The organism is Micromonospora violae (assembly GCF_004217135.1).
Classification (GTDB): domain Bacteria; phylum Actinomycetota; class Actinomycetes; order Mycobacteriales; family Micromonosporaceae; genus Micromonospora; species Micromonospora violae.
The window spans coordinates 2,193,768-2,216,463 of record NZ_SHKK01000001.1; the positions used below are offsets into that span (position 1 = coordinate 2,193,768).

Annotated in this window: 23 protein-coding genes; 8 read left to right on the forward strand and 15 right to left on the reverse strand. The window is 72.2% G+C overall.

Annotation, left to right across the window (positions count from 1 at the left end):
• The 7 genes from EV382_RS09990 to EV382_RS10020 all read right to left on the reverse strand — a co-directional run bounded on the left by EV382_RS09990 (position 1) and on the right by EV382_RS10020 (position 5,912).
• The gene (locus EV382_RS09990) at positions 1-939 is read right to left on the reverse strand and encodes a lysylphosphatidylglycerol synthase transmembrane domain-containing protein (protein ID WP_130401284.1); all 939 of its coding nucleotides are present in this window, start codon (positions 937-939) and stop codon (positions 1-3) included.
• A 66-nt stretch (positions 940-1,005) separates the two neighbouring features.
• Positions 1,006-1,824 (reverse strand): class I SAM-dependent methyltransferase, encoded by an 819-nt coding sequence (locus EV382_RS09995; RefSeq protein WP_130401285.1) that lies wholly within the window; start codon positions 1,822-1,824, stop codon positions 1,006-1,008.
• Positions 1,821-2,867, reverse strand: coding sequence for a glycosyltransferase family 4 protein (locus tag EV382_RS10000; RefSeq protein WP_130401286.1), 1,047 nt, complete (start codon positions 2,865-2,867; stop codon positions 1,821-1,823). The genes EV382_RS09995 and EV382_RS10000 overlap by 4 nt, the downstream gene beginning before the upstream one ends.
• Complete coding sequence (locus tag EV382_RS10005; RefSeq protein ID WP_130401287.1) at positions 2,864-3,262, reverse strand: 6-pyruvoyl trahydropterin synthase family protein; 399 nt, start codon at positions 3,260-3,262, stop codon at positions 2,864-2,866. The genes EV382_RS10000 and EV382_RS10005 overlap by 4 nt, the downstream gene beginning before the upstream one ends.
• 2 nt (positions 3,263-3,264) lie before the next feature.
• Entirely contained in the window at positions 3,265-4,248 is a 984-nt protein-coding gene (locus EV382_RS10010; protein ID WP_130401288.1) for a zinc-dependent alcohol dehydrogenase, read from the reverse strand.
• Positions 4,249-4,393: 145 nt separating this feature from the next.
• Positions 4,394-5,233 carry an alpha/beta hydrolase gene (locus tag EV382_RS10015; RefSeq protein WP_130401289.1) on the reverse strand — a complete coding sequence of 280 codons (840 nt, stop codon included), beginning with the start codon at positions 5,231-5,233 and terminating at the stop codon, positions 4,394-4,396.
• An 82-nt stretch (positions 5,234-5,315) separates the two neighbouring features.
• The gene (locus EV382_RS10020) at positions 5,316-5,912 is read right to left on the reverse strand and encodes a helix-turn-helix domain-containing protein (protein WP_130401290.1); all 597 of its coding nucleotides are present in this window, start codon (positions 5,910-5,912) and stop codon (positions 5,316-5,318) included.
• 70 nt (positions 5,913-5,982) lie between these two features.
• Here EV382_RS10020 and EV382_RS10025 point away from each other — a divergent pair, with 70 nt between their 5' ends.
• From EV382_RS10025 to EV382_RS10040, 4 genes are all read left to right on the forward strand, one after another.
• Entirely contained in the window at positions 5,983-7,563 is a 1,581-nt protein-coding gene (locus EV382_RS10025) for an FAD-dependent oxidoreductase (protein WP_425271981.1), read from the forward strand.
• A 287-nt stretch (positions 7,564-7,850) separates the two neighbouring features.
• Entirely contained in the window at positions 7,851-9,500 is a 1,650-nt protein-coding gene (locus EV382_RS10030) for a coiled-coil domain-containing protein (protein WP_130401292.1), read from the forward strand.
• A gap of 126 nt (positions 9,501-9,626) precedes the next feature.
• Positions 9,627-10,196 (forward strand): DinB family protein, encoded by a 570-nt coding sequence (locus EV382_RS10035; protein WP_130401293.1) that lies wholly within the window; start codon positions 9,627-9,629, stop codon positions 10,194-10,196.
• Positions 10,197-10,495: 299 nt separating this feature from the next.
• Positions 10,496-11,554 (forward strand): IS110 family RNA-guided transposase, encoded by a 1,059-nt coding sequence (locus tag EV382_RS10040; RefSeq protein ID WP_130400442.1) that lies wholly within the window; start codon positions 10,496-10,498, stop codon positions 11,552-11,554.
• Here the strand turns inward: EV382_RS10040 and EV382_RS10045 are convergent.
• Entirely contained in the window at positions 11,549-12,010 is a 462-nt protein-coding gene (locus tag EV382_RS10045) for a hypothetical protein (RefSeq protein WP_130401294.1), read from the reverse strand. The genes EV382_RS10040 and EV382_RS10045 overlap by 6 nt on opposite strands.
• A 192-nt stretch (positions 12,011-12,202) precedes the next feature.
• Between EV382_RS10045 and EV382_RS10050 the strand changes: the two genes are divergently transcribed.
• The gene (locus EV382_RS10050) at positions 12,203-13,597 is read left to right on the forward strand and encodes a dihydrolipoyl dehydrogenase family protein (protein ID WP_130401295.1); all 1,395 of its coding nucleotides are present in this window, start codon (positions 12,203-12,205) and stop codon (positions 13,595-13,597) included.
• 35 nt (positions 13,598-13,632) lie between these two features.
• On the opposite strand, the gene EV382_RS10055 is transcribed toward EV382_RS10050, so the two are convergent.
• The 3 genes from EV382_RS10055 to EV382_RS32675 are packed head-to-tail and all read right to left on the reverse strand — an operon-like array spanning position 13,633 to position 16,259.
• Positions 13,633-14,400: a nucleotidyltransferase domain-containing protein gene (locus tag EV382_RS10055; protein ID WP_130401296.1), complete on the reverse strand. Its 768-nt coding sequence runs from the start codon at positions 14,398-14,400 to the stop codon at positions 13,633-13,635.
• 36 nt (positions 14,401-14,436) lie between these two features.
• Positions 14,437-15,777, reverse strand: a complete 1,341-nt coding sequence (locus EV382_RS10060) for a hypothetical protein (RefSeq protein ID WP_130401297.1) — start codon at positions 15,775-15,777, stop codon at positions 14,437-14,439.
• 5 nt (positions 15,778-15,782) lie between these two features.
• A complete protein-coding gene (locus EV382_RS32675; protein ID WP_165435753.1) occupies positions 15,783-16,259 on the reverse strand; it encodes a cupredoxin domain-containing protein in 477 nt (158 codons plus the stop codon).
• 124 nt (positions 16,260-16,383) lie between these two features.
• Here EV382_RS32675 and EV382_RS10070 point away from each other — a divergent pair, with 124 nt between their 5' ends.
• Positions 16,384-17,223, forward strand: a complete 840-nt coding sequence (locus EV382_RS10070; RefSeq protein WP_244236616.1) for a copper resistance CopC family protein — start codon at positions 16,384-16,386, stop codon at positions 17,221-17,223.
• 34 nt (positions 17,224-17,257) lie between these two features.
• Here EV382_RS10070 and EV382_RS33060 read toward each other — a convergent pair whose 3' ends face one another.
• Together EV382_RS33060 and EV382_RS33065 are read right to left on the reverse strand one after the other, a co-directional pair.
• Positions 17,258-17,536, reverse strand: a complete 279-nt coding sequence (locus EV382_RS33060; protein ID WP_208758356.1) for a hypothetical protein — start codon at positions 17,534-17,536, stop codon at positions 17,258-17,260.
• Positions 17,536-17,775 carry a hypothetical protein gene (locus EV382_RS33065; RefSeq protein WP_208758357.1) on the reverse strand — a complete coding sequence of 80 codons (240 nt, stop codon included), beginning with the start codon at positions 17,773-17,775 and terminating at the stop codon, positions 17,536-17,538. The genes EV382_RS33060 and EV382_RS33065 overlap by 1 nt, the downstream gene beginning before the upstream one ends.
• A gap of 396 nt (positions 17,776-18,171) precedes the next feature.
• Between EV382_RS33065 and EV382_RS10080 the strand changes: the two genes are divergently transcribed.
• Positions 18,172-20,577, forward strand: a complete 2,406-nt coding sequence (locus EV382_RS10080; protein ID WP_130401300.1) for a ricin-type beta-trefoil lectin domain protein — start codon at positions 18,172-18,174, stop codon at positions 20,575-20,577.
• A gap of 74 nt (positions 20,578-20,651) precedes the next feature.
• On the opposite strand, the gene EV382_RS10085 is transcribed toward EV382_RS10080, so the two are convergent.
• Both EV382_RS10085 and EV382_RS10090 read right to left on the reverse strand, forming a co-directional pair.
• Positions 20,652-21,611 (reverse strand): hypothetical protein, encoded by a 960-nt coding sequence (locus EV382_RS10085; RefSeq protein ID WP_244236923.1) that lies wholly within the window; start codon positions 21,609-21,611, stop codon positions 20,652-20,654.
• Between the two features lie 172 nt (positions 21,612-21,783).
• A complete protein-coding gene (locus tag EV382_RS10090) occupies positions 21,784-22,170 on the reverse strand; it encodes a DUF2267 domain-containing protein (protein ID WP_130401302.1) in 387 nt (128 codons plus the stop codon).
• A gap of 179 nt (positions 22,171-22,349) precedes the next feature.
• On the opposite strand from EV382_RS10090, the gene EV382_RS10095 reads away from it, so the two are divergent.
• Positions 22,350-22,682: a nuclear transport factor 2 family protein gene (locus EV382_RS10095; RefSeq protein WP_130401303.1), complete on the forward strand. Its 333-nt coding sequence runs from the start codon at positions 22,350-22,352 to the stop codon at positions 22,680-22,682.
• Positions 22,683-22,696: the final 14 nt, after the last annotated feature.

The following is a 22,696-nucleotide window of genomic DNA, read 5'->3' on the forward strand; positions in this document are numbered from 1 at the left end:
TCAACAGCCGCCGTCACAGGCGGCTTCCCGGGCGGCGACCGGGATTCGACGCCGACGGGCCAGCAGCACCGCCGCGCCGGGCAGGCTGGCCACCAGCACCAGTGCACCGTAGACGGTGGCGGTGGCGACACCCTCGGCCGCGCTGAGGCCGGCCGCGCCGAACACCCACGCCGCCACCCCCTCCCGCGGCCCGAAGCCGGCCACGTTCAGCGGTAGGCCCATCGCGAGCAGGGCGAGCAGCGTCAACGGCAGCAGTCGGGTCAGCGGAGCGTCCGACCCGGCGGTGCGCGCCGCCACCAGGAAGGTGGCCAGGTGACCGGCGACCATCACGGCCGAGGCGACCAGCACACCGAACCAGGTGCGCCGCGCCAGCAGCCCCGACCGTACGTCCGCCACGGCGGTACGCAGTGCCGTCGCCCACCGTGACCCGCCGGCGTTCGGGACCACCCTCGCCAGCAGCACGGCGACCAGCCCGCCGGCGACGAGCAGCGCGGCGGCCACCGGTAGGTACGGCCGCACCGGGGACGGGAACGCCGCGAGCACCACCAGCGCGACTCCGAGCAGGACCACCTGCCCGGCGGTACGCTCCCAGACCACCGCGCGGATGCCCCGGCTGACGTCACCGGCGTCCCGGCCGTGGCGTACCGCCCGGTGCACGTCGCCGAGCACCCCCCCGGGCAGGGTGGCGTTGAGGAACACGGCCCGGTAGCAGTGCGCGACCGCGGTCGCCAGGGGCAGGCGGACGCCGAGACCGCCAGCGACCAGGCTCCACCGCCATGCCGCGCAGACCGTGGTGAGCACCCCGATGACCAGCGCCGCCGCCAACGCTGGCGCGTCGATCAGTCGGACGCCGGCGAGGAACGGGCCGCTGCCCACCTGCCACAGCAGGACGGCGAGCAGACCCACCCCACCGACCACTCGTGCCCAGGCCCAGAACATCGACGCCGGCCCTCCCCTTGAAGATCGTCCACTTGCCCTAGTCCACGTACCCAGGGCGTGAACGGTTCATCCGCCGGCGAGGAGGTCACTGTGGTCGACCAGCACGGTGAGTCGGCCGGCGGCCGCGTCGGCCAGCCGACGTCGGGCGTACGCCTGGGCGGCGCCGGCCAGCTCGGGGCGCTGCTCGCAGGCCGCCGCGAGCCAGCCCCGCAACCACTCGGCGGCCAGGTCGGCCTGCTCCGGGCCGAGACGCCACGGGCTGGGCCGTTCCCGCACGTCGACGCCCCGTCGGGCGAACGCGGCGGCGGTGGCGGCGGCGGCGTCCGGGCCGAGCAGTCGCCGGCCCTCGACGGTACGCCGCTGGTGGTCGTTGAAGGCGGCCTCGACCGCCTCGTCCAACGGGTCGACCGGTGTGAGCCGGACCCGCCCGGTCACCGAGACGGCGAACAGGGTGGGCCGGCCGACGCAGGCGTCCACCACCCGTTCGATCTCCTCCGCGGTGAGCATGTCCAGCAGCGCGGACGCGGTGATCAGCGATGCGTCGGCGAGGTCGGCCGCGGTGAGCCGGGTGAGGTCACCACAGCGGGTGTGCACGGTCACCGGAGCGCCGTCGGCGGCGGTCACCCCGCTCATGCCCTTGGCGGCACGGGCCAGCAGGTCGGCGTCCCGGTCGTGCAGCACCCAGTGCTGTGGTCCGGGCAGCCGGGCGGCCAACCACCGGCTCATCGAACCGGTGCCGCTGCCCAGATCGTGGATCACCGTCGTGGTGTCCCCGGCCAACCGGGCTCGGACAGCATCCAGCAGGTCCTCGGCGCGCGCCGCCGCGTCGGCCGGCTCACGCAACCGCAGCCAGTCGGCGAACGGCAGGGTCTCCTCGACGGTCATTCCGCCACCTCCTTCAGCACGCCGGCCAGCAGCGCGGTGGTCACCGGCCAGTCGGTCAGGGTGTCGCGCCGGCCCAGAGCGGCATGCCGCAGCCGGGCGCGCAGCACGTCGTCGTCCAGCCAACGGATCAGCGCGGCGGCCAGCGCCGCCGGGTCACCGGGTGGGACCAGCAGTCCCGGTCGGTCACCGTCGGGCGCGTGGCCGAGCGCCTCCGGCAGCCCGCCCACCTCGGTGCACAGCACCGGCAGGCCGCGGGCCAGCGCCTCGGTGACGACCATGCCGTACGTCTCGCCCCGGGACGGCAGGACCAGCAGGTCGGCGGCGGCGTACGCGTCGTCCAAGGCCGCGCCGGTCAGCGGGCCGACCAGCCGCACCCGCTCGGTGAGGCCCGCTGCGGTGAGCCGGTCGCGCAGCCGGTGCACGAGGTCCGGTTCCCGGGCGAGAGTGCCCGCGCAGACCGTCGTCCAGGATCGGCCGACCAGCGTGGCCAACGCGTCGACCAGCACGTCGTACCCCTTGTGGTGGGTGACCGCCGCGACGCAGAGCAGTCGGTCGCCGGCCGCCGAGCCAGGCACCGGCGGTGCGGGCCGCACCCCCGGCGGCGCGGCCCGGATCCGGTCGGCGAGCGTCGGGTGCCGGGCCAGCAGGGCGCGGCGGGTCCACTCGCTGGTGGTGACGACCGCGCGGGCGGTGGCCAACGCGCGGGCTTCCGGCTCGTCGTCCAGCGGCAGGTGCATCAGGATCACCAGTCGCAGCCGCCGGGCGTGCGGGGCGAGCAGGTCCGGAACGGTCGAGGCGATCAGGCCGTCGACCAGCACCACGGCGTCGTCGGGCGCGCCGGCGAGCACCGCGCCCAGCGTCGCCCGGTCGGTCGGCTCGGGGTACGGCCACGCGCCGGGCACCGGATGTTCGTGGACCGACCAGCCGCGCTCGCCCAGCCCCGCGCAGATCCGCCGGTCGTAGGCGTTGCCGCCGCTGGGCGCGGCCGGGTCGTCGATGTCACCGGGCAGGACGACGTGTACCGCCCGGCCCGCATCGGTCACAGCGACCGCTCGTAGCTCGCCCAGGCGATGTGCGACTCGTGCAGGGTGACCGTGATGCCGGTCAGGTCGCGGGCCCCGGCACCCAGTTGACCGGCGTGCACCCGCTCGACCAGCCGGTCCGCGACCGTACGGGCCAGCACCTCCGTCGTGGTGTTCACCCCGGCGAAGGCCGCCTCGTCGTCGAGGTTGCGGTAGGTCAGCTCGCCCAGCACGGCCCGCAGCTGCTCGGTGGCCAGGCCGATGTCCACCACGATGCCGTCGGCGTCCAGGTCGGGCCGTCGGAACGTCGCGTCCACCACGAACGTCGCGCCGTGCAGGCGTTGGGCGGGCCCGAACACCTCGCCCCGGAAACTGTGGGCGATCATCATGTGGTCCCGAACGGTCACGCTGAACACGGTCACTCTCCGTCGTCGTAGGTGATGAGGTGGCAGAGGGCGGGCAGGTCACCCGAGCTCAGTCTGGCGAGCACGTCGGGCAGCTCCGCGAAGCGGGACGCACCGGTGATCAAGGCGTCGAAGGCCGGGTCGTCGAGCAGGTCCAGGGCGAGCGCCAGCCGGTCGGCGTAACTGCGCCGTCCCCGTCGGGCGGGCGCCACCATGCCGACCTGGCTGCTGCGTACGGTGAGTCGACCGGAGTGGAACGCGCCACCCAGCGACACCTGCACCGCGCGGTCGCCGTACCAGCTCAGCTCGATGACCGTGCCCTCCGGCGCGAGCAGGTCCAGCGACTGTTGCAGGCCGGCGGCGGTGGCGCTGGCGTGCACGACCAGGTCCCGGTCACCACGGGCGTCGGCCGGGTTGGCGAAGTCGACACCGAGGGCCCCGGCCACGCCCGCGCGACGCGCGTCGGTGTCGACCAACTCGACCTGCACGCCGGGGAACCGCGCGAGCAGCGCCGCGACGCAGCAGCCCACCATGCCCGCGCCGATCACGGTGACCCGGTCCCCGACCAGCGGCGCCGCGTCCCACAACGCGTTGACGGCGGTCTCCACGGTGCCGGCGAGCACGGCCCGGGCGGGCGGCACGTCGTCCGGCACCGGCACCACGGCGCTGGCCGGCACGACGTACGCGCTCTGGTGCGGGTGCAGGCAGAACACCGTCCGCCCGAGCAACTCCGGCGGGCCCTGATCGACCACGCCGACGTTGAGGTAGCCGTACTTCACCGGGCCGGGGAAGTCGCCCTCCTGAAACGGCGCGCGCATCGCGGCGTACTGATCGGGGGGCACCTGGCCGGCGAAGACCAGCGTCTCGGTGCCCCGGCTGACCCCGGAGTAACTGGTCCGGACCAGCACCTCGTCGGGGCCCGGGGCGGTCAGCGACACCGGCCGGATCTCCGCCGCACCGGGTTCGCGCACCCAGCAGGCGTACGCCTCGCGGTTCACCGTCGCGCACCTCACCTCTGCTTCGGGCCAGAACCGATCGGCCAGGTCGGGATCCCCGATCGGGGTTGTCGATCATAAACACGGAGATACGGTGCGCACAGTTCGAAAGTGCGCCCGGTCCGACCGCTATTCGCGCAAACCCGGCTCAGCCAGCGAGGGCTCGGGTGAAGAACGCCAGAGTGTCGCGGATCAGCGGCTCCAGCGGCACTCCACCGAAGCAGTGGTCGGCCCCCCGCACCACCGACAACTCGACCTCGGCACCCGCCGTGGTCAACGCCGCGGCAAGTTCTTCGCTCTGCCCCACCGGTACGACCAGGTCCTGGTCGCCGTGGACCAGCAGCATGGGTGGGGCCTGGTCGGTGACGTAGGTGATCGGACTGGCCGCCCGACCCAGCGCCGGGTTCCCGGCCAGCGGGGCGCCGATCAGCAGCGACTCGGGAGAGTCCGCCGCGTCGTGGTCGATCGTCCCGGCCGGGTGGGCCTGCGACTGGATGGTCAACAGGTTCGACGGCGCGTACCAGCAGACCGCCGCCTGGACGCGGGTGTCGTCCTGGTCATTCCCGGTCAGGGCGATCATGGAGGCCAGATGCCCGCCGGCCGACTCGCCCCACACCCCGATCCGCTCGCGGTCCACGCCCACCGTGTGGCCGTGTCGGCGCAGCCAGCGCACCGCCGCCGTGACGTCGTCGAGTTGAGCGGGGAAGTGCGCCTCGCCGCTGAGCCGGTACTGCGCGGAGGCGACCGCGAATCCGGCCCGGATGGCGGCGGTGAACGGATCCACCTCCATGAGCCAGTCGGGCGGCTGCTTGGGCGAGCCGAACAGCCACGCGCCGCCGTGGATCCACACCAGAACCGGGACGGGTTGGGGGGCCGCCACGGGCAAAACCAGGTCCAACGTGAGCGGGCGGAAGCCCGGGACCTCGTTGACGACGATGTCACGGTGCTCGATCCGGTCGCTCCAGGGCCGGGATGCCGTGTCGGTCATCGCGCCATCTTCGCACCGACCGTTGGTGTTGTCGGGGCGTCCCGGACGCGGCGACGCCCCGACCGCACGGAACCCGAGGTGATCACTGCTGCTTGTCCGGGCCGGCGGGGCGGGCCCGGACGTGTATCCGCTCCCCCTGCGGCCCGAAGAGACTGAGGGCTTCGGCGGTGCCCGGGCCGGGGTTGAAGAAGAGGTGTGGGATGCGGGTGTCGAACTCGGCCACCTCCCCGGGGGTGAGCGTCAGATCACGGTCACCGAGCAGCAGGCGTATCCGGCCGGAGAGCACGTAGAGCCACTCGTACCCCTCGTGGGCCTGCGGGATCCGGCCTCCGGCGGACGGGTCCGGCGGGAAGATCTGCTTGAACGCCTGCACGCCGCCCGGTCGGCGGGTCAACGGCAGGTACGTCACGCCGTGGATGACGATCGGTTTGGGGCGTACCCGGGGGTCGCCGGTGGCGGGGGCGTCGACCAGTTCGTCCAGCGCCACCTGGTAGGCCCTGGCCAGTGGGAGCAGCAGCTCCAGGGTGGGTCGGCGGCTGCCGGACTCCAGCCGCGACAGGGTGCTCACCGAGATGCCGGTCAGGTCGGCGAGTTGGGTCAGCGTAATCCCGCGTTGGTGGCGTAGGGCACGCAGCCGGGGGCCGACGGCCGCCAGCGCGGCGCTGTCTTCGTTTGCCATAACGGCAAGGATAGTTGCCACCTTGCCGGCCGCGACGGATGGTGGTCGCAGCCGACAACGGACGAGGGAGATAGCGGTGGACGACACATTCGACGTGGTGGTGGTGGGCGGCGGCGCGGCCGGGCTCAGCGGGGCCCTGGCGCTGAGCCGGGCCCGACGCTCGGTGCTGGTGATCGACTCCGGTGAGCCGCGCAACGCGCCGGCCGACCGGGTGCACAACTACCTGGGCCGGGAGGGGACGCCGCCGGGCGAGCTGCTGGCGGTCGGACGGGCCGAGGTCGCCGGGTACGGCGGGCAGTTCTGCACCGGGCGGGTGCGGGCCGCGACCCGCGACGACGACGGGTTCCGGCTCAGCCTCGACGACGGCGGGTCGGTACGGGCCCGTCGGCTGCTGGTGACCACCGGCCTGACCGACGAGCTGCCCGACGTGCCCGGGCTGGCGCAGCGGTGGGGGCGCGACGTGTTGCACTGCCCGTACTGCCACGGCTGGGAGGTTCGGGACCGCCGCATCGGAGTCCTGGCGACCGGGCCGCTGGGTGTGCACCAGGCCGAGATGTGGCGACAGTGGAGTGCCGATGTGCTGCTCCTGCTGCACGACGCGCCGACCCCGGACGCGGAGACCGCCGAACGGCTCGCCGCCCGCAGCATCGCGGTGGTGCCCGGTCCGGTAGCCGCCGTGGAGGTGACCGACGACGCGCTCACCGGCGTACGGCTCGCGGACGGCCGGGTGGTGGCGCTCGACGCGATCGTGGTGGCCACCCGGCTGACTCCCCGCGCCGACCTGCTGGTGGGGCTGGGCCTGGCCCCGGAGGAGGTGACGATGGGCGACCACGTCATCGGCGCTCAGATCCCGGCCGACGCCACCGGCGCGACCACCGTCGCGGGTGTCTGGGTGGCGGGCAACGTCGCCGACCTGCGCGGTCAGGTGATCACGTCCGCCGGGGCCGGCCTGAACGCCGCGGCGGCGATCAACGCCGACCTCATCGCCGAGGACACCCGCGCCGCGGTGGCCGCGTACCGGCAGGTGGTGGCCACGGCGTTCGAGGAGCCGGCGTGGGAGGAGCGCTACCAGTCCCGCCCCTCGGTGTGGAGTGGCCGGCCGAATCCGCAGTTGGTTGCCGAGGTCGCCGACCTGGCCCCCGGGCGCGCCCTGGACGTGGGCAGCGGCGAGGGCGCCGACGCGGTGTGGTTGGCCGAGCGCGGCTGGCAGGTGACGGCGGTGGACATCTCCGCCACGGCGCTGACCCGCGCCGCCGCCCACGCCGAGACCGCCGGCGTGGGCGACCGGATCGAGTTCACCCACGCCGACCTGCGGGACAAGCCACCGGCCGAGGCGGCGTACGACCTGGTGTCCGCGCAGTTCATGCACCTGCCCCCGGCACAACGGCGGGAGTTGTTCGGCCGGCTGGCCGCCGCGGTGGCACCCGGCGGCGTCCTGCTGATCGTCGGGCATCACCCGTCGGATCTGTGGACGTCGGCGCACCGGATGCACATGCCGGACATGATGTACACCGCGCAGGACGTGGCCGCCGACCTGGACCCGGCCCACTGGGAGGTGCTGATGGCGCAGGAGCGCCCCCGCCCCGCCACCGACCCGAACGGCGAGGAGGTCACCATCCACGACGCAGTCCTGGTAGCCCGCCGCCGCTAACCCACCCCCGCGCCCGCCCCACCCCCGCCCCGCCCCCGCCCCCCGTCCCCCGTTGACCTGCGTCGATCATGGAGTTGTGGTGGTGGACAAAGGTGGTGGAGCACCATCTTTCCGGCACCACAAGTCCATGATCGGCGCGGGAAAGGGGGGAGGCGGGACGCCAACGTGAGAGGTGGTGGGGCAGGACTTCGCATGAAGTGCGCTCGGCGGTAGCGTTGCGCCACACTGACGGCCCGTGGGACAGGCGACCGCCGACCCTGACGCCCCGATCGTACGGAGGATGGTGCATGTCCATCGGCGCTGAGCCGCACGCAGCACGCGACGATGCGGCCTCCCGGCCGAGCTTCGAGCTCGCCCTGCGCGGATATGACAAACGCCAGGTGGACCGGCACCTGGAACAGCTCGACGGCCAGATCGCGATGCTGAGTGGGGAGCATGGGCGCTCCGCCGTCCGCGTCCGTGAACTGACCGCCGAGGTGCAGCGGCTGCGTGCCGAGCTGGCCGAGCTTCAGGAGCAACCCGTGCAGGTGGACCGCGCCTCGTTCCACGATCTGGGCCCGATGGTCGGCGAAATCATGGCGCTCGCCGAGAAGCAGGCCGCCATCATCACCGAGTCGGCCACCGACCGGGCGAACGAGCTGCGCAGCGAGTCCGAGCGGATCCTCGCCGACACCCGTGAGCGGGCCGCGCAGGCACGTCAGGACCTGTCCGAGGAGTTGGCCACCCGGCGCGCCGAGCAGGAGCAGGCGCACGAGGAGCGGCGCGCCCTGGCCGAGGCCGAGTTGACGGCGATCCGCGAGCACGCCGAGCAGTTGCGGGCCGACGGTGAGGCCGCGCACGAGCGCGCCCAGCACGAGGCCAAGCGCATCACCGAGCAGAGCGCGCAGCAGCTCAACCAGACCCGGGTGGCCGCCGACGCGTTGATGAAGTCGGCCCGTACCCAGATCCAGCAGGAACTCCAGTCGGCCCGCGCCAAGAACCAGCAGGAGATGGCGCAGTGGCAGGCCAACGTGGAGCGCGAGGTCAACGAACGGCGTACCGCCGCCGAACAGGACATCGCCGAACAGCAGGCCGCCGCCGAGCAGGAGCTGGCCGAGCAGCGCAGCGCGACCGAGCAGCAGATCGCCGCGCTGCTGGCCGAGGCGCAGCAGCACGTGACCGAGCTGCGCAACCGCGCCGACGAGCAGGCCGCCAGCCATCAGCAGCAGCTCGCCGCCCTCCAGAAGGAGCTTGAGGAGCGCCGGCAGGAGGCCGCCGAGCTGCACGCCGAGCTGGAGACCGGTCGTCAGCAGCTCGCCGAGGTCCGCCAGGAGGGCGAGACGCTGGAGAACGAGCTGTCCCGGATGCAGCAGCGGCTCAGTGAGGTCCGTCGGGACCTCACCGCCGAGAACGCCCGGCTGGACGAGGCGCGTCGGGCCGGGGACTCCGCCGAGCGGCACGCCAAGGAGGTCCGCGCCCGCGTGCAGCGGGAGGCGAAGCGGGTCGCCGACCTCGCGGCCGCCGCGGTCATGGCCGCGGCAGCCGGGGGTACGGAGACCGCCGAGTACCCGATGGTGGGTGCCCGTTCCAGCGCCGACCGAGCCGCCCCCGAGCGGGTAGGCGTCGAGCGGCTCAACCTCGACCGTGTCGCCGTCGACCGGCACCCCGCCGACCGACCCACAGTCGACGACGCGGACGCCGAGCGCGCCACTGTCGACCACGCCCCCGTGGACAGTGGCACTGCCGACCAGTCCCCCGACGAGCAGGTGACCGGCGAGCACGCTGGCGCACCGGTGGCGGACGATTCGGTGGCGTCCGACAGCACGGCTGCCCCCGAGGTGACCGCCAACGACGCTGAGCCAATCTTCCCTCGGCACATCGGCACTGACACACCGACGCCCGTACCGTTCCTGGCCTTCGGCCAGCCGGTCAGTGAGAACGGCGCCGCCCGGCACTGACCTCAGCAACGGTCGTCCCCGGGCCCGGAGCGAATCCGCGCGGGCCCGGGCCGACCGCCCGGTCGTCGTTCGACGACCCCGCCAGCCGGGTCGCAGCCGAGCCTCCGTCGTCAGTAGTGTGCGGAAATGACAAGAGGCGAGCGACTCGCGGACCAGTTGGACCGGCACTGGCACAAGAACCTGCGCCCGAGGCTGAACGGTCTCGCCGATGAGGAGTACTTCTGGGAGCCGGTGCGCGACTGCTGGAGCGTCCGCCCACGTGGCACGTCGGCCGCACCGATGTCAGCAGGTTCGGGGGAATGGACGGTGGACTACGCGTCCGCCGACCCGGCCCCGGCGCCGGCGCCTGTGACCACGATTGCCTGGCGGCTGGCGCACATCATCGTCTCCTGCCTGGGCTATCGGGTCGGATGGCACTTCGGCGGGCAGGACGTCGACTTTCAGACGTTCGTTTACGCGGGGACCGCTGACGAGGCGCTGAAGCAGCTCGATGAGATGTATGGGAGATGGAACGCGGGGGTCCTCGAACTCTCGGACGCTGACCTGGAAAGTCCGCCCGCGGTGGGCCCCGAGCGGTTTCCCATGGAGGGCATCATCCTGCACGTCAACCGGGAGCTGATCCATCACGGCGCCGAGATTTCTCTGCTGCGCGACCTCTACCGCTGGCAGGACGCAGCCGAGCCGCGCCGAATATGACGTGTCGTCGGTCGACGACCCCGCCGCTCAGGACGAAGGCTGGACTGACTGTGAGCATGGCGGGGTCGGTTCAGCAGTGGTGAGCTGATAGCTGGCAGCGGTGGGCGTGACTCTTGGCCTGACTGGCTTCGTGCCCTTGACCGGACTTGTCCGTCTGCTGCTGCCGGCGCCGGCCCGGCGGGAGACGTTTGGCCTGATCAGGAGCTTGACCGCCAGTTAGCGGCTGGCGTGTCTCATCACAGTCCTGCCATCTCCGCACCGGACCGGACCATTGCGTCCCCACGGTGAGGAGAGAACGCATGTCCATGCTGGCAGACGTGGTCGAGGTCGTCATCGGTGTCGACACCCACAAAGACACCCACACCGCCGCCGTGCTCGACTCCCGCACGGGCGGAGTGCTGGCCCGTGTCACGGTCAGCACCGACCCGGACGGCTACGCACAGTTGGTGGCTCTAGCCGGACAGCATTCGGGGCTGCGGGCCTGGGCTCTCGAGGGCTCCGGCGGTTACGGCGCTGGCTTGGCCCGGCACCTGGCCGATAGTGGTGAGCTGGTCGTCGAATTGGACCGGCCGCAGCGCCCAGCCCGTCGTGCCGGGGCGAAGTCCGACCCGATCGACGCCGAACGCGCCGCCCGTGACGCCCTGGCCCGCACGCGGCTGGCGCAGCCCAAGACCGGCGCGCAACGCGCAGCGCTGCAGGTGCGGCTGACCGCCCGCCGAGCGGCCGTGGAGGCCAGCGCTGATGCCCAACGGCAGCTGCACGCGTTGGTGATCACCGCTCCGGAGGTGGTGCGAGCCCGCTTCCGCGGCCAGAGCACCCGGGTCATGCTTACCACCGCCACCCGACTACGCCCCACCACCAGCGCCGATGTCGACGTGTTCACCTGCCTGAGCGTATTGCGGGACCTCGCCCGCCGCGTCCGCTTCCTCGAAGCCGAAGCCGCCGCACACGAAAAAGCGATCCGAGCGATCGTCCGCTCCTGGCGCCCGGACCTGCTCGACCTCACCGGCGTCGGACCGATCGTCGCCGCCACCGTGCTCACCGCCTGGTCGCACCCCGGACGCTGCCGCAACGACGCCGCGTTCGCCATGCTCGCTGGCGCCGCGCCGATCCCCGCATCGTCCGGCAAGACCGTCCGTTACCGGCTCAACCGCTCAGGCGACCGCCAACTCAACCGCGCCCTACACACCATCGTCCTGACCCGTTTGCAACGCGACGAGGACACCCGCGCCTACGCCGAGCGCCGCCGCGCCGAAGGCAAAACCGACCGCGAGATCAAACGCTGCCTCAAACGCTACGTCGCCCGAGACCTCTACCGGCGCCTCGAAAACCCTCCCCAGCCACTTGACGCGTCATAGGAGCGTCCGAGCGAGGTAGCTCCGCAGCTCAGCGACTTCGTCCTCGGTGATGACGGGGGCGAAGTCGAGGTACTCGCTGGGGTAGACGCCGGTGCCGGAGCGAGCCACCGTGACGAACCAGGCGCCCTGTTGGTCGAACCAGTGCGCCTGACCGGCCAGACCAAGGTCGAAGGATTCCTCGTCGGTGGAGTCGCCAGCTGCGACAATGCGCACCCACTGCCCGTCGCGCCCGTACGGCGGCTGGGGGATCACTATGTCCAGGCGGGCCTCGACGATCTGATCCACCGGCACGCCGAACAGGCGGGCCGCACCCTGGCGTGCCACCCTGCGCACCTCCCGCAGGCTGCCGGTGCCGCCGACCAGCACCTCCCCGTCAGGTCCTTCGACCAGCACCGCGTAGGACCGATCCGGCTCATGGCGGACCCGTGCACGAAACTGCGGCGGGAGTTCAGGCATCCACCAATGATTCCTCAGCGGGGCTCGCCGAACTGCCCCAAGCTCGGGGCGGGGCGGGGCGGGGCGGGGCGGGAAGAGGGGCGGATTCTGCCCGGAACCGGATCACCGTGCCCGACGGAGCTGGCAGGCTGGGCTGGCCGCCGCGCATCAGCGGTGGCCGCCGGCGTGGCCGGTGACCGAGAGGAGCGCCCGGTGACCGACCAACCGGAGGAGTTCGACCTGCTCGTCGTCGGTGGCGGCAAGGCCGGGAAGACGTTGAGCATGGACGTCGCCCGATCCGGGCAGCGGGTCGCCATGGTCGAGCGCGGCATGATCGGCGGCAGCTGCATCAACGTCGCGTGCATCCCGACGAAGGCGCTGGTGACCAGCGCGCGGGCAGCCCGGCACCTGCACGACGCGTCGATGCTCGGCCTCACGGTGGAGGGCGTACGCGTCGACGTGGACCTGTTGCGCGCGCACAAGCAGGACGTGGTCGAGGGGATGGTCGCCGCCAATCGCCAGCAGTTCCTCGACTCCGGTCTGCACCTGGTGATCGGCGAGGCCCGGTTCGTCGGCCCCCGGACCGTGCGGGTGGCACTTGCCGACGGGGGTGAGCGACTGCTGCGCGGCACCGACGTGGTGATCAACACCGGCACTCGCCCCCACCTACCGTCGGTGCCCGGGATGGCCGAGGCCGGGGTGCTCACCAGCGACGAGTTGCTGCGCCTCGATCGACTGCCGGCCCGGCTGGTGGTGCTCGGTGGCGGCACCGTCGGAGTCGAGTTCGCGCAGATGTTCGCGGCGTTCGGCAGCGCGGTGACGCTGGTCGAGGGCGGTCCACGGTTGCTCACCCGCGAGGATCCCGACGTGAGCGACGCGGTGATGCGCGTGTTCCTCGACGACGGCATCGACGTACGGGTGGGTGTCGCGGTCGCACGGGTCGACCGGGAGGCCGACGGTTCGCTGCGGGTGACGCTGGACGACGGCGGCGTGGTGATCGGGGACGACGTGCTGGTGGCCGCCGGCCGGGAACCGGTCACCGAAGGGCTCGGTCTGGACGTGGCTGGGGTACGGCTCAGCGAGCACGGCTTCGTGGAGGTCGACGAGCACCTGCGGACCAGCGCCGAGCGCACCTGGGCGGCCGGAGACGTCGCCGGCAGCCCCCAGTTCACCCACGTCTCGTTGGACGACTACCGGATCATCCGGGCGAACCTCGCGGGAGGCCAGCGCAGCACCGTAGACCGGCTGATCCCGTACACAATCTTCACCACCCCGGAGCTGGCGCGGGTCGGGTTGACCGAGACCGAGGCGCGCCGCGCCGGCTACGACGTCCAGGTCGCCCACCTGCCGGTCGCCGCCATCCCCCGGGCCCGCACCCTGCGCCAGACCCAGGGCATGTGGAAGGCGGTCATCGACACCAGCACCGACCGGATTCTGGGTGCGGCGCTGCTCGGCGCCGAGGCCGGTGAGGTGATCACCTCGGTGCAGTTGGCCATGCTCGCCGGGATGCCGTGGACCGCCCTGCGGGACGCGGTCATCACCCACCCGACCATGACCGAGGGTCTCAACCTGCTCTTCGCCTCGCTGGGGTCCCGCCCGGTCCGTTGAGTGTCGTGCGGCCCGCCCCCACAAGCGTGTGACGGCTACCCGGCGATCTCGTCGCGTACCCGTTGTTGGAAGGCGCGGGCCTGCGCCCCGGTGGGCGGTGGCCCGCCGTGCCGGGCGGCGACCGCTTGATGGATCACTTCGGCCCGGTCGCCGGCGTCGATCAGCCGCTGACCGGCCGCTACCTTCGCGAGCCAGACGCCGTCGCGGTGGCGTACCAGCGACCGGCAGGCGCCGAGCACGGCGTCCTCGGTGCCGGGTGCGGGTTGGTCGGCCGGCGGGGTGGGCAGGGCCAGCCACCAGGTCAGCGCGTCGATGAGCAGCCGGCGCAGGTCGGCTGGGGCGAGGTCGGCGAACGCCTCGCCGGCTGGCGGCCCGAGCAGTGGGAGTCCACTCTGGTGCAGGATGCTGCGATCGAGGCCGTACCAGAATCGGCCGTCGGCGACCGGACGGTCGGCGGGGTCGAGGGTGCGCCGGAACGGCATGCTGGCTCCGGTGTTCAGTTCGACCTCGAAGCCGGGCTCCGGGGTGCCGGAGGCGGCCACCGCCCGGTCGTAGACGACCAACTCCAGCCCGCGCGCCGGGCAGGGCAGCGCCTCGTGTCGCAGCCGCGCGACGAGCGTCCGTTTGGTGGTCTCGGTGAGCGGCCCGGCGCTGAGCAGCGCCACGTCCACGTCGCTGCGGCCGGCCTGGTACGCCCCGAGCCCCACCGAGCCGGCCGCGTACGCGCCGACCAGGTCGGCTCCGAGGACGTCCCGGGCGGTGTTGACCAGGTCGTCGAGGTAGTGCTGAAGATCGGAATCCACACGCCATCATGGCGCACGGGTCGGAGCCGGGCGCTGCTACCCCGCGTAGAGCAGCAGCAGGCCGGCGACGGTGTAGGCGACCATCAGGGCCAGCAGGGGTAGTTGGCCGGCCACCGCTCGGGCCCGGGGGAACAGGTACAGGGCTCGGTCGTGGGCGAGCAGCGTGCCGAGCAGGTGCCCGAGGATGATGACGGTGATCTGGAGGCTCGCCACCCCGGAGGGTGTGACCAGCCCGGTGTGCGGTTCCCAGTCGGCGGTGCCGAGCCAGTTCGCGCCGGTGCCCAGCGGGTCGGAGAGCAACGCGAGGGTGCGTTGACCTTCCAGGATCAGGAGCGAGTAGTAGTGCGCCACCACGTACCCCACCGCGATCGGCACGATCGAGTGGGCGATCTCGCCCGGCACCGCACGGGCTTCGGCCGCGTCGGTGCGACCGATGCGCGCCGCGGCGCCGGTGGCGGCGAGGTACGCCAGCGCGACGGCGGCGATGACGATGCTCAGGCCGGCGCTGCCGGTGACCGCCGGGTGCAGGCCGTTCTCCTGGCTGAAGCGCAACCAGCTCGGCGCGTTGGAGAGGCTGTCGTACATGGTCGAGCCGAGCAGCACGATCACCACGGCGACCAGGCCGGGGCGGGGGCGCAGGCCGGCGATCCCGTCCAGCGGGTTGCGCCACACCAGGACGCCGTCCGCGGCCCGGCCGAGCGGGGCGAGCTGACCGATCAGGCTGCTGTACGCCTCGAACGGATCGGCCTGGTCGAACCAGCGCGCGCCGAACACCACCGCGCCGGCCAGCAGGACCACCGCATACGCGGCCAGCCAGGCGGTAATGACCGGCAGGGTGGCCCGGTCGGGGGCGACCAGTTCCAGCCAGACGAACCCGAAGAGGGTCGCGGCGGCCGGCCACCATCCGACGCTGTCGGGCAGTTCCCGGAGCCCACGGTTCGGGTCGCGGCGGGCCGCCAACGCCGCGAGCAGGTGCACCGTTCGCAGCGGGTTGACCGCCCGCCAGACCGGTCCGAGCAGCAGCGACAGCGGTGCCAGTCCGACCCAGAGCAGCACGTAGAGCGCGCCGGCGGTCGGGTTGTCGGGGGTGTCCGGCCCGCCCAGCAGGCCGAGGCAGAACCAGGCGGCGGCGAGCAGGCCGAGCCCGCGCACGGCCCACCGGAACGCGGGCGCGTCGACGAGTCGGGCGAGCCGGTGCGGCACCGGCCGGCCGCCGGTGGCGTCCCGGTCGAGCCGGGGTTCGCGCCAGAGCAGGCCCAGCGCCACGAACGTGACGACGAGGGTCAGTGCGGCGGCGACGATGAGCTGCGGCAGTGTGATCGGCAGGTCCTGGCGGCCGCCGACGCCGTGGGCCAGCAGCGTGGGAGCGGCCGTCATGCTGGTCAGCGGACGACGAGCTGGAAGAGCACCAGCTCGGTATCGTGCGTCTCCACCTCGAACAGCCCGGTCTTGTCGGCCCGGAACTCCACCGAGCCGGGCGTGCCGGCTGGCAGCCGGGCACCCAGGTCGTAGCCGTGCACGTGCAGTTCGTCGGGCACGTCGGAGGTGACGGTGATCCGGATCAGCTGGCCTTTACTGACGGTGACCCGTCCGGTCGGCGGATCGATTTTCCGCTTCGCGATCGTGACCGTGATCTCCCGGTCCACGGGTGTGGCGGTGGCGGTGGCGGTGGCGCTGGGCGTGCCGGTGGCCGTGGGGGTGGGCGCGGTGGCGCTCGGCGGGGCGGCGGACGTGGGCGCCGTGGAGGGGGTGGCCACCGAGGGGTCGTCGTCCTGCCCGCAGCCGGCGAGGAGCAGGGCGGCGAGGGCGGCGGCGGTGAGGGCGGCGGAGGTGCGGGCGACGGGGGTACGGGCGAACACGGGCGGACTCCGAACGACGCGAGGGGGACGGGTGTCGGGTTGATCGTCGGGGAGGAGAACTCTACGTCTTGTTCGGCGACGGGGAAATGACCATGATGAACGAATGCGATCGAGGCTGGTCACTGTGCGTAAGGTCCTGAGTCGTGCCGTGGCGGCGCTGGCGGCGACAGCGGTGGTGACGCTGCTCCTGCCGGTCGCCCCGGCATCCGCGCACGGCCAGTTGGCGACCTCGACTCCGCTGACCGGCACCGTGGTACGCGAGCCGCTGACCCAGTTGGCCTTGTACTTCACCGAGCAGCCGGCCGCCAACGCGCACTTCGCCATCACCGGGCCGGGCGGGTCGCGGGTGGACAATGGCTGGTCCTACGGTGAGCCGAAGCGGCTGGACAAGCCGGTCACCGAATATTTCATGGTCAACGGCGTGTTCGAGCCACGGCTTTACCACACCGGCTTCCCGGCCATGGTGACCGTTGCCCACTGGCCGGCGAAGGGCCGCTACACCGCCAGCTACCTCTCGGTCGCCTCCGACGGTGAGGCGGTACGGGGCGAGGTGACCTTCGATTACCAGGGTCCGGGCACGGCGGCGCCGGCCGGCTGGTCGGCGCCGACGGCGGGGCCGGATCCGGCGCTGCTCGCCCAGGCCGAGGGCGGGCACTCGACCAACGCCGGGGCCACCGGCAGCCCGGTGGCCGCCACCGACGCTCCGGCGACCGACCCGGCCGGTGCCGCGCCGGAGCAGCGCGGCGGTGGGTTCCCGGCCTGGCTGGTCCCGGTCCTGATCGTCGTCGTGGTCTCGGTGATCGTGTTGGCGGCGGCCCGCCGTCGACCCGCCACGCGCGGAGCTACCACGCCGAGCCGTCGCCCGGCCGGCTCGGCAGGCAAGGGCGGCACCCCGGGCCGCAGGGCCGCCACGCCGGCCCGCAAGCCCGGCAATCGGTCCAGCGGTTCGCGCGGACGGCGGTAGGCCGGTCCGACGCGGGCCGGCACCTGGCAGGGTGTCAGGATCGAGCCGTCTCCCAGTGCGTTGGGCGGCCGCCTGCTCCGCCCAGCCACGTCGACAGCGGTCCCTGACTCCGTCCTACGGATCGGCGCATGGCATTGACCAAGGCCAGTTGCGCCCGGGCCGGCGCCACCATCGCCTGCTCGAACTGATCCTGCGAGAGTGGCGCGGTCGTCGTGTCCACCCCTGCGGTGACGTCCAAGAGTCGCTGCACCGCGTGGCCGAAGTTTTCGATCTCGGCGGTGACCGCGCTCGGGGCGACGAGGCTGGCTGACATCAGTGCGGCGCTCCACGCCCCCAGTCATAGTCCCAGGCCGTGCGTCCCAAGTGAGCGCGCCGCAAGATCATCGAGAACGTGGCGTACTCACGCAGCAGGTCCTGGTAGGCCACGAGTTGCCGGTCCCGTAGCCAGTGTCGGTCCTGGGCACGGCGGGTGAGCAGTCCGCCGACGAAAACCCCGACGGTCGCCGAGAGCGCGCCGCCAAGCGTCGTGACAGCGATATCCAGCAACGCCATGACACCTCCCCGGTGACCGCCCGGCACGAGCATCGATGATCGAGGGCCTCGTCGTCAACGCGGCACAAGCAGCGTTGCGCGGCGTTGGGCTTGCGGTGGACCGCCTTGTCGACGGCCGCTGGCGGCGCTACCCCTGCCGACCCGGGCGGCAGGCCGGTGCGCCCGGCATTCTTCGCGTACCCTCACGAACTTTCGCACGGACATAGGAAACTTTTGATGTATCGAGGCGAAGCCATGGACAGTCCCATCGAAACGCCTTAATGTCTCGACCCATCACCCGGTGTTTCCGCACTGTCTCTCGTCGGCGTCGAGGACGTTACGGAGCCGGGGCCGACGGTCATCCTCACCGCTGAACCACGCCGGCCGTCGGACACTCCACTGCCTCCTGGAGGAACGATGGGCACACCCCTGCTACGCCGACTCCACCATCCCGTCCTGGGCGCGTTGGCACTCGTTCTCGCCACCAGCCTCTGGGCCGTCCCCGCCACCGCCGCCCCCGCGCAGGAGCCAGGCGTCACACTGCGCGTCTTCGACGTACAGGTGCCGCTGTCCGAGCTGTGCACCCTCAAGCCCGCCCAGACCCCGAACGTGGACAAGCTGATGTCCACCATCAACTGGACCTCCGCGGCCGACTTCGGCTTCGAGGACAACTTCGTCTCGCAGGTGCTCGGCAACATCACCACCACCCAGGCCGGCAGCTACACGTTCCGGCTCAGCAGCGACGACGGATCCAAGCTGTCGATCGACAACGCCGTGGTGATCAACCATGACGGTCTGCACGGCGCGACCCCGCCCAAGGAGGGCACTGTCACCCTCACCGCCGGCCTGCATTCGCTGCGCATCGACCACTTCGAGCGTGGCGGCGGGCAGCAGATCACCCTGGAGTGGAAGACGCCCGGCTCGTCGACCTTCGTGGTCGTCCCGAACTCGGCGCTGAGCACCGACGCCGGCGTGGTCCGGGTGACCGCGCCCGGGCGCAAGGAGTGCGAGGGGGTCTTCGACTCCCCCGGCGACGGCCTGCCGCTGACCGGTGTGCACCCCGGCTACACGCTGACCAACCTGCGGCCCAGCGGCTTCCAGCCGAAGGTCACCGGGATGGACTGGCTGGCCGACGGCCGACTGGTCATCTGCACCTGGGGCGGCAGCGACCAGTCCGGCACCTCCCAGGACGGTGAGGTCTGGATCCTCGGCAACACCGGTGGATCGACGAGCCCGGGGAACGTGACCACCAAGAAGATCGCCGGCGGCCTGAAGGAACCGATGGGGCTCAAGGTCGTCGACGGGGTGGTCTACGTGACGGAGAAGCAGCGGTTGACCCGGCTGGTGAACACCGGCGGTGACGAGGTGGCCGAGCGCCTGGAGACCGTCGCCACCTGGCCGTACGGCGGCAACTTCCACGAGTTCGCGTTCGGCCTGCTCTACGCCGACGGGTCTTTCTATCTGAACCTGTCGGTGTCGATCAACTCCGGCGGCGCCACCACCAACCCGCAACCCGCCACCAACCGGGGCACCACCCTCAAGGTCAACAAGGACACCGGCGCGGTCAGCTACATCGCCGGCGGCCTGCGTACGCCGCACGGCATCGGCTGGGGCCCGGAGGGCGGCATCTTCGTCACCGACAACCAGGGCGGCTGGCTGCCCTCGTCGAAGGTGGTGCACATCAAGCAGGGCCGCTTCTTCAACCACTACACGAACCCGGCGGGGCCGTTCGACACCGCCCCGGTCACCCCGCCGGTGCTCTGGATGCCGCAGAACGAAATCGCCAACTCGCCCAGCACGCCGCTCTACCTGACCAGCGGCCGGTACGCCGGCCAGTTCGTCATCGGCGACGTGACCTACGGCGGCCTGCAACGGGCGAATGTGGAGAAGGTCAACGGCGAGTACCAGGGCGCCCTGTTCCGGCTCACCCAGGGCCTGGAGGCGGGCGTCTCCGAGGTCAACGTCGGCCCGGACGGCGCGATCTACGTCGGCGGGCTCGGCGCGGGCGGCAACTGGGGCCAGAGCGGCAAGCTGTCGTACGGGCTGCAGAAGCTCACCCCGAACAGCGCCACCACGTTCGAGATGCTCGCGATGCGCGCCACCACGACCGGCTTCGAGGTGGAGTACACCCAACCCGTCTCGGCGGGAACCGCCGCCGACCTGGCGGCCCGCTACAAGGTCAAGCAATGGCGGTACGTGGCGACGTCGAACTACGGCGGCCCGAAGGTCGACGAGGAGACGCTGACCGTCACCTCGGCCACCCTCTCGGCGGACGGTAGGACGGTCAGCCTCGTGGTGCCCGGCCGCAAGGCCGGTCGGGTGGTGCACCTGCGCTCGCCGCGCCCGTTCACCTCCACCAGTGGCCAGTCGCTGTGGAGCACCGAGGCGTGGTACACGCTGAACTCGATCCCGGGCAGCCCTCCCCCACCGCTCGGTGGCACCATCACCGGCATCGGCGGCAAGTGCCTGGACGTCGACAACTCCGGCACCGCCGACGGCACGAAGATCCAGCTCTACACGTGCAACGGGACCGCCGCGCAGTCCTGGACCCGGATCGGCGACACGTACCGGGTGCTGGGCAAGTGCCTGGACGTGGACAACGGCGGCACCACCAACGGCACGAAGATCCAGCTCTGGACCTGCAACGGCACCGGCGCGCAAGTCTGGCAGCCGCAGTCGGACGGGTCGATCCGCAATCCGCAGTCCGGCAAGATCCTGGAGGCCGCCGGCGGCGCGACCGCCAACGGCACCCAGATCCAGCTCGGCACGTACGCGGGCGGCGCACACCAGAAGTGGGTGGTCAGCAGCGGGGTAACCGGCTGAGCTCGGGCGAGGGGCGTGGCCCGACCTGCCGGTCGGGCCACGCCCCGAACCACCCCAACGGGGATGACCGACGCTCAGCGGAACAGCACCGGCCGATTCCCTCGGGCACCGACCAACTGACCCCGGATATTGATGTCCTCGATCCAGTCGGTCGCCACCAGGCCCCGGGTGGTCAGGTCGGTCATCACCCCGTTGCGCCAGAGGAACGGGTGCCACGCAGCGGTGGTGCTGCTCTGGCCCACCACGTCGCCGCGGTCGTTGATCGCGGTGGCGCGGCTCCAGTCGCCACCGAGCGTGCCGAGGTCGGTCAGTGTCCCGTTCTGCCAGCGGTACGCTCGCCCGTTCGCCGCGCCCACCACCTGGCCGCGGTTGTTGATCCCGAGGGCCTCGCTGCCGATCTGGGTGAGCACCCCGTCGCGCAGGCGACCGCCGACGCAGGTGCACGGGTAGTCCTGCGGCGGCACGTTGAACCCGCCCACCACGTCGCCCGCGTTGTTGAAGTCGGTGGTGGACTCGTAGAAGTACTCCCGGCCCAGGTCGGTGAAGACGCCGCTGCGCCACAGGAAGCGGTGCGGCATGTCGCCGACCGGTTCGCTGGTGCCGAGCACCTGCCGCCGGTCGTTGACCCCGATCGCCACGCTGTTCTCCCCACCCAGGGTGCCCAGGTCGTGGAGTTGGCCGTCACGCCAGAGCACCGCGCGGGTCACGTAGTCCGAGCCGAACGAGGTGATGGCCACGTCGCCGAACTCATTGACGTCCACGGCGGCGGAGTCCGAGTCGCCCGGCAGCACGCCCAGGTCGGTGATGACGCCGTGGCGCCAGAGCACGGCGTGCCGGGCGCCGCCGGCGACGGTGCTCCAGCCGACGATGTCGCCGCGGTCGTTCATCGCCGTGGCAGCGCCGTCGCCTCCGCTCAGGGTGCCGAGGTCGACGACCCGGTAGCCGTGCGGGGACGCGGCGGCGGAAACGGGGGCGAGGGTGATCAGCGCGACGACGGTCGTCGCTGCGGTCAGCAGGGGACGCGGGGACACCATGGACGGCACGGGACGCTCCTCGGATCGGAGCGGCGACGGCCCGGCGGACGGGCGCGGAGCCATCACCACTGCGCGTTCAATCGGTAACGCACAGTAGATCCGGTGTCGTGTCGACACACCAGGGCCCGAACGGTCACCGACGCCCGAGGCGTCCGGCTGCGGGTGCCGTCGGTCAGGGGCCGTGCGGCAGCGGCTGCGCCAGTGCCCGCAGGTCCGCCGGGAGCTGGCTCAGGGCGTCCTCGAACTCCCGATGCCCGACCACCCGGTGCATCGTCTGCAGCACCGCACGGGTGCCCCGTTCGGCGGCCGGACGGTCGATCCCGGCACGGTCGGCCACCCGCCGCAGGAACTCGTCGAAGTCGAACGTCTCGGGCGGCTCGGCCGCCTTGACCAGCAGCGGGCTCAACTCGTCGGCCAGGTGGGGGGCCAACGCGCCCGCCTCACCGCCGGAGAGCCGCTCGGTGAGGGTCCGCAGCACCGCCTCGGTCAGTGGGCGTGCCTGCTCCGGCGAAACACCCGCCCGTGCCGCAACCTTGTCGACGAACGCCAGCTCGGCCATGCCCCCGCCCTTCGCTTCGGAAACGCGTGGCTACCCGGGCCACCCGGCAGCAAACCCGGCAACCGCAGCGGGATGGTTCTGCTGGTTGCCCCACACGGTGCCGTCGGCTTCTCGTACGGTGAGGTCGGACCGGGAACCCGACGGCTGCCCGACGGCGGCCCGTGCCGCAGGAGGAGCGGATGGCCCTCGACCTGCCCGACGTGATCGACCGGTACTTCCGGGCCGCCAACGACCGGGACCTGGACGCCTTCGTCGCCTGCTTCGCGGACACGGCGAGCGTCGCCGACGAGGACCGGCTGCACGACGGGCGGGCCTCGATCCGCGCCTGGCGGCAGAAGACGATGGACGCGTACTCGTCCACCGCCAAGCCGGTCCGGGTCACCCCGCAGGCCGGCGACTCGTACCTGGCCCTCACCCGGGTGTCCGGCGACTTCCCCGGCAGCCCGATCGAGCTGCGGTACCGGTTCACGCTGCGCGATGGGCTGATCGGCGCCCTGGACATCCGTCCCTGACGGCGAGCCGGTCC

What these genes read in the sequence shown, in the direction of transcription:
- EV382_RS09990 (WP_130401284.1), bottom strand. Translation starts at nt 939, where the DNA reads ATGTTCTGGGCCTGGGCACGAGTGGTCGGTGGGGTGGGTCTGCTCGCC.
- EV382_RS09995 (WP_130401285.1), bottom strand. Translation starts at nt 1,824, where the DNA reads ATGACCGTCGAGGAGACCCTGCCGTTCGCCGACTGGCTGCGGTTGCGT.
- EV382_RS10015 (WP_130401289.1), bottom strand. Translation starts at nt 5,233, where the DNA reads ATGACCGACACGGCATCCCGGCCCTGGAGCGACCGGATCGAGCACCGT.
- EV382_RS10020 (WP_130401290.1), bottom strand. Translation starts at nt 5,912, where the DNA reads ATGGCAAACGAAGACAGCGCCGCGCTGGCGGCCGTCGGCCCCCGGCTG.
- EV382_RS10030 (WP_130401292.1), top strand. Translation starts at nt 7,851, where the DNA reads ATGTCCATCGGCGCTGAGCCGCACGCAGCACGCGACGATGCGGCCTCC.
- EV382_RS10035 (WP_130401293.1), top strand. Translation starts at nt 9,627, where the DNA reads ATGACAAGAGGCGAGCGACTCGCGGACCAGTTGGACCGGCACTGGCAC.
- EV382_RS10040 (WP_130400442.1), top strand. Translation starts at nt 10,496, where the DNA reads ATGTCCATGCTGGCAGACGTGGTCGAGGTCGTCATCGGTGTCGACACC.
- EV382_RS10045 (WP_130401294.1), bottom strand. Translation starts at nt 12,010, where the DNA reads ATGCCTGAACTCCCGCCGCAGTTTCGTGCACGGGTCCGCCATGAGCCG.
- EV382_RS10060 (WP_130401297.1), bottom strand. Translation starts at nt 15,777, where the DNA reads ATGACGGCCGCTCCCACGCTGCTGGCCCACGGCGTCGGCGGCCGCCAG.
- EV382_RS33060 (WP_208758356.1), bottom strand. Translation starts at nt 17,536, where the DNA reads ATGTCAGCCAGCCTCGTCGCCCCGAGCGCGGTCACCGCCGAGATCGAA.
- EV382_RS33065 (WP_208758357.1), bottom strand. Translation starts at nt 17,775, where the DNA reads ATGGCGTTGCTGGATATCGCTGTCACGACGCTTGGCGGCGCGCTCTCG.
- EV382_RS10080 (WP_130401300.1), top strand. Translation starts at nt 18,172, where the DNA reads ATGGGCACACCCCTGCTACGCCGACTCCACCATCCCGTCCTGGGCGCG.
- EV382_RS10085 (WP_244236923.1), bottom strand. Translation starts at nt 21,611, where the DNA reads ATGGTGTCCCCGCGTCCCCTGCTGACCGCAGCGACGACCGTCGTCGCG.
- EV382_RS10090 (WP_130401302.1), bottom strand. Translation starts at nt 22,170, where the DNA reads ATGGCCGAGCTGGCGTTCGTCGACAAGGTTGCGGCACGGGCGGGTGTT.
- EV382_RS10095 (WP_130401303.1), top strand. Translation starts at nt 22,350, where the DNA reads ATGGCCCTCGACCTGCCCGACGTGATCGACCGGTACTTCCGGGCCGCC.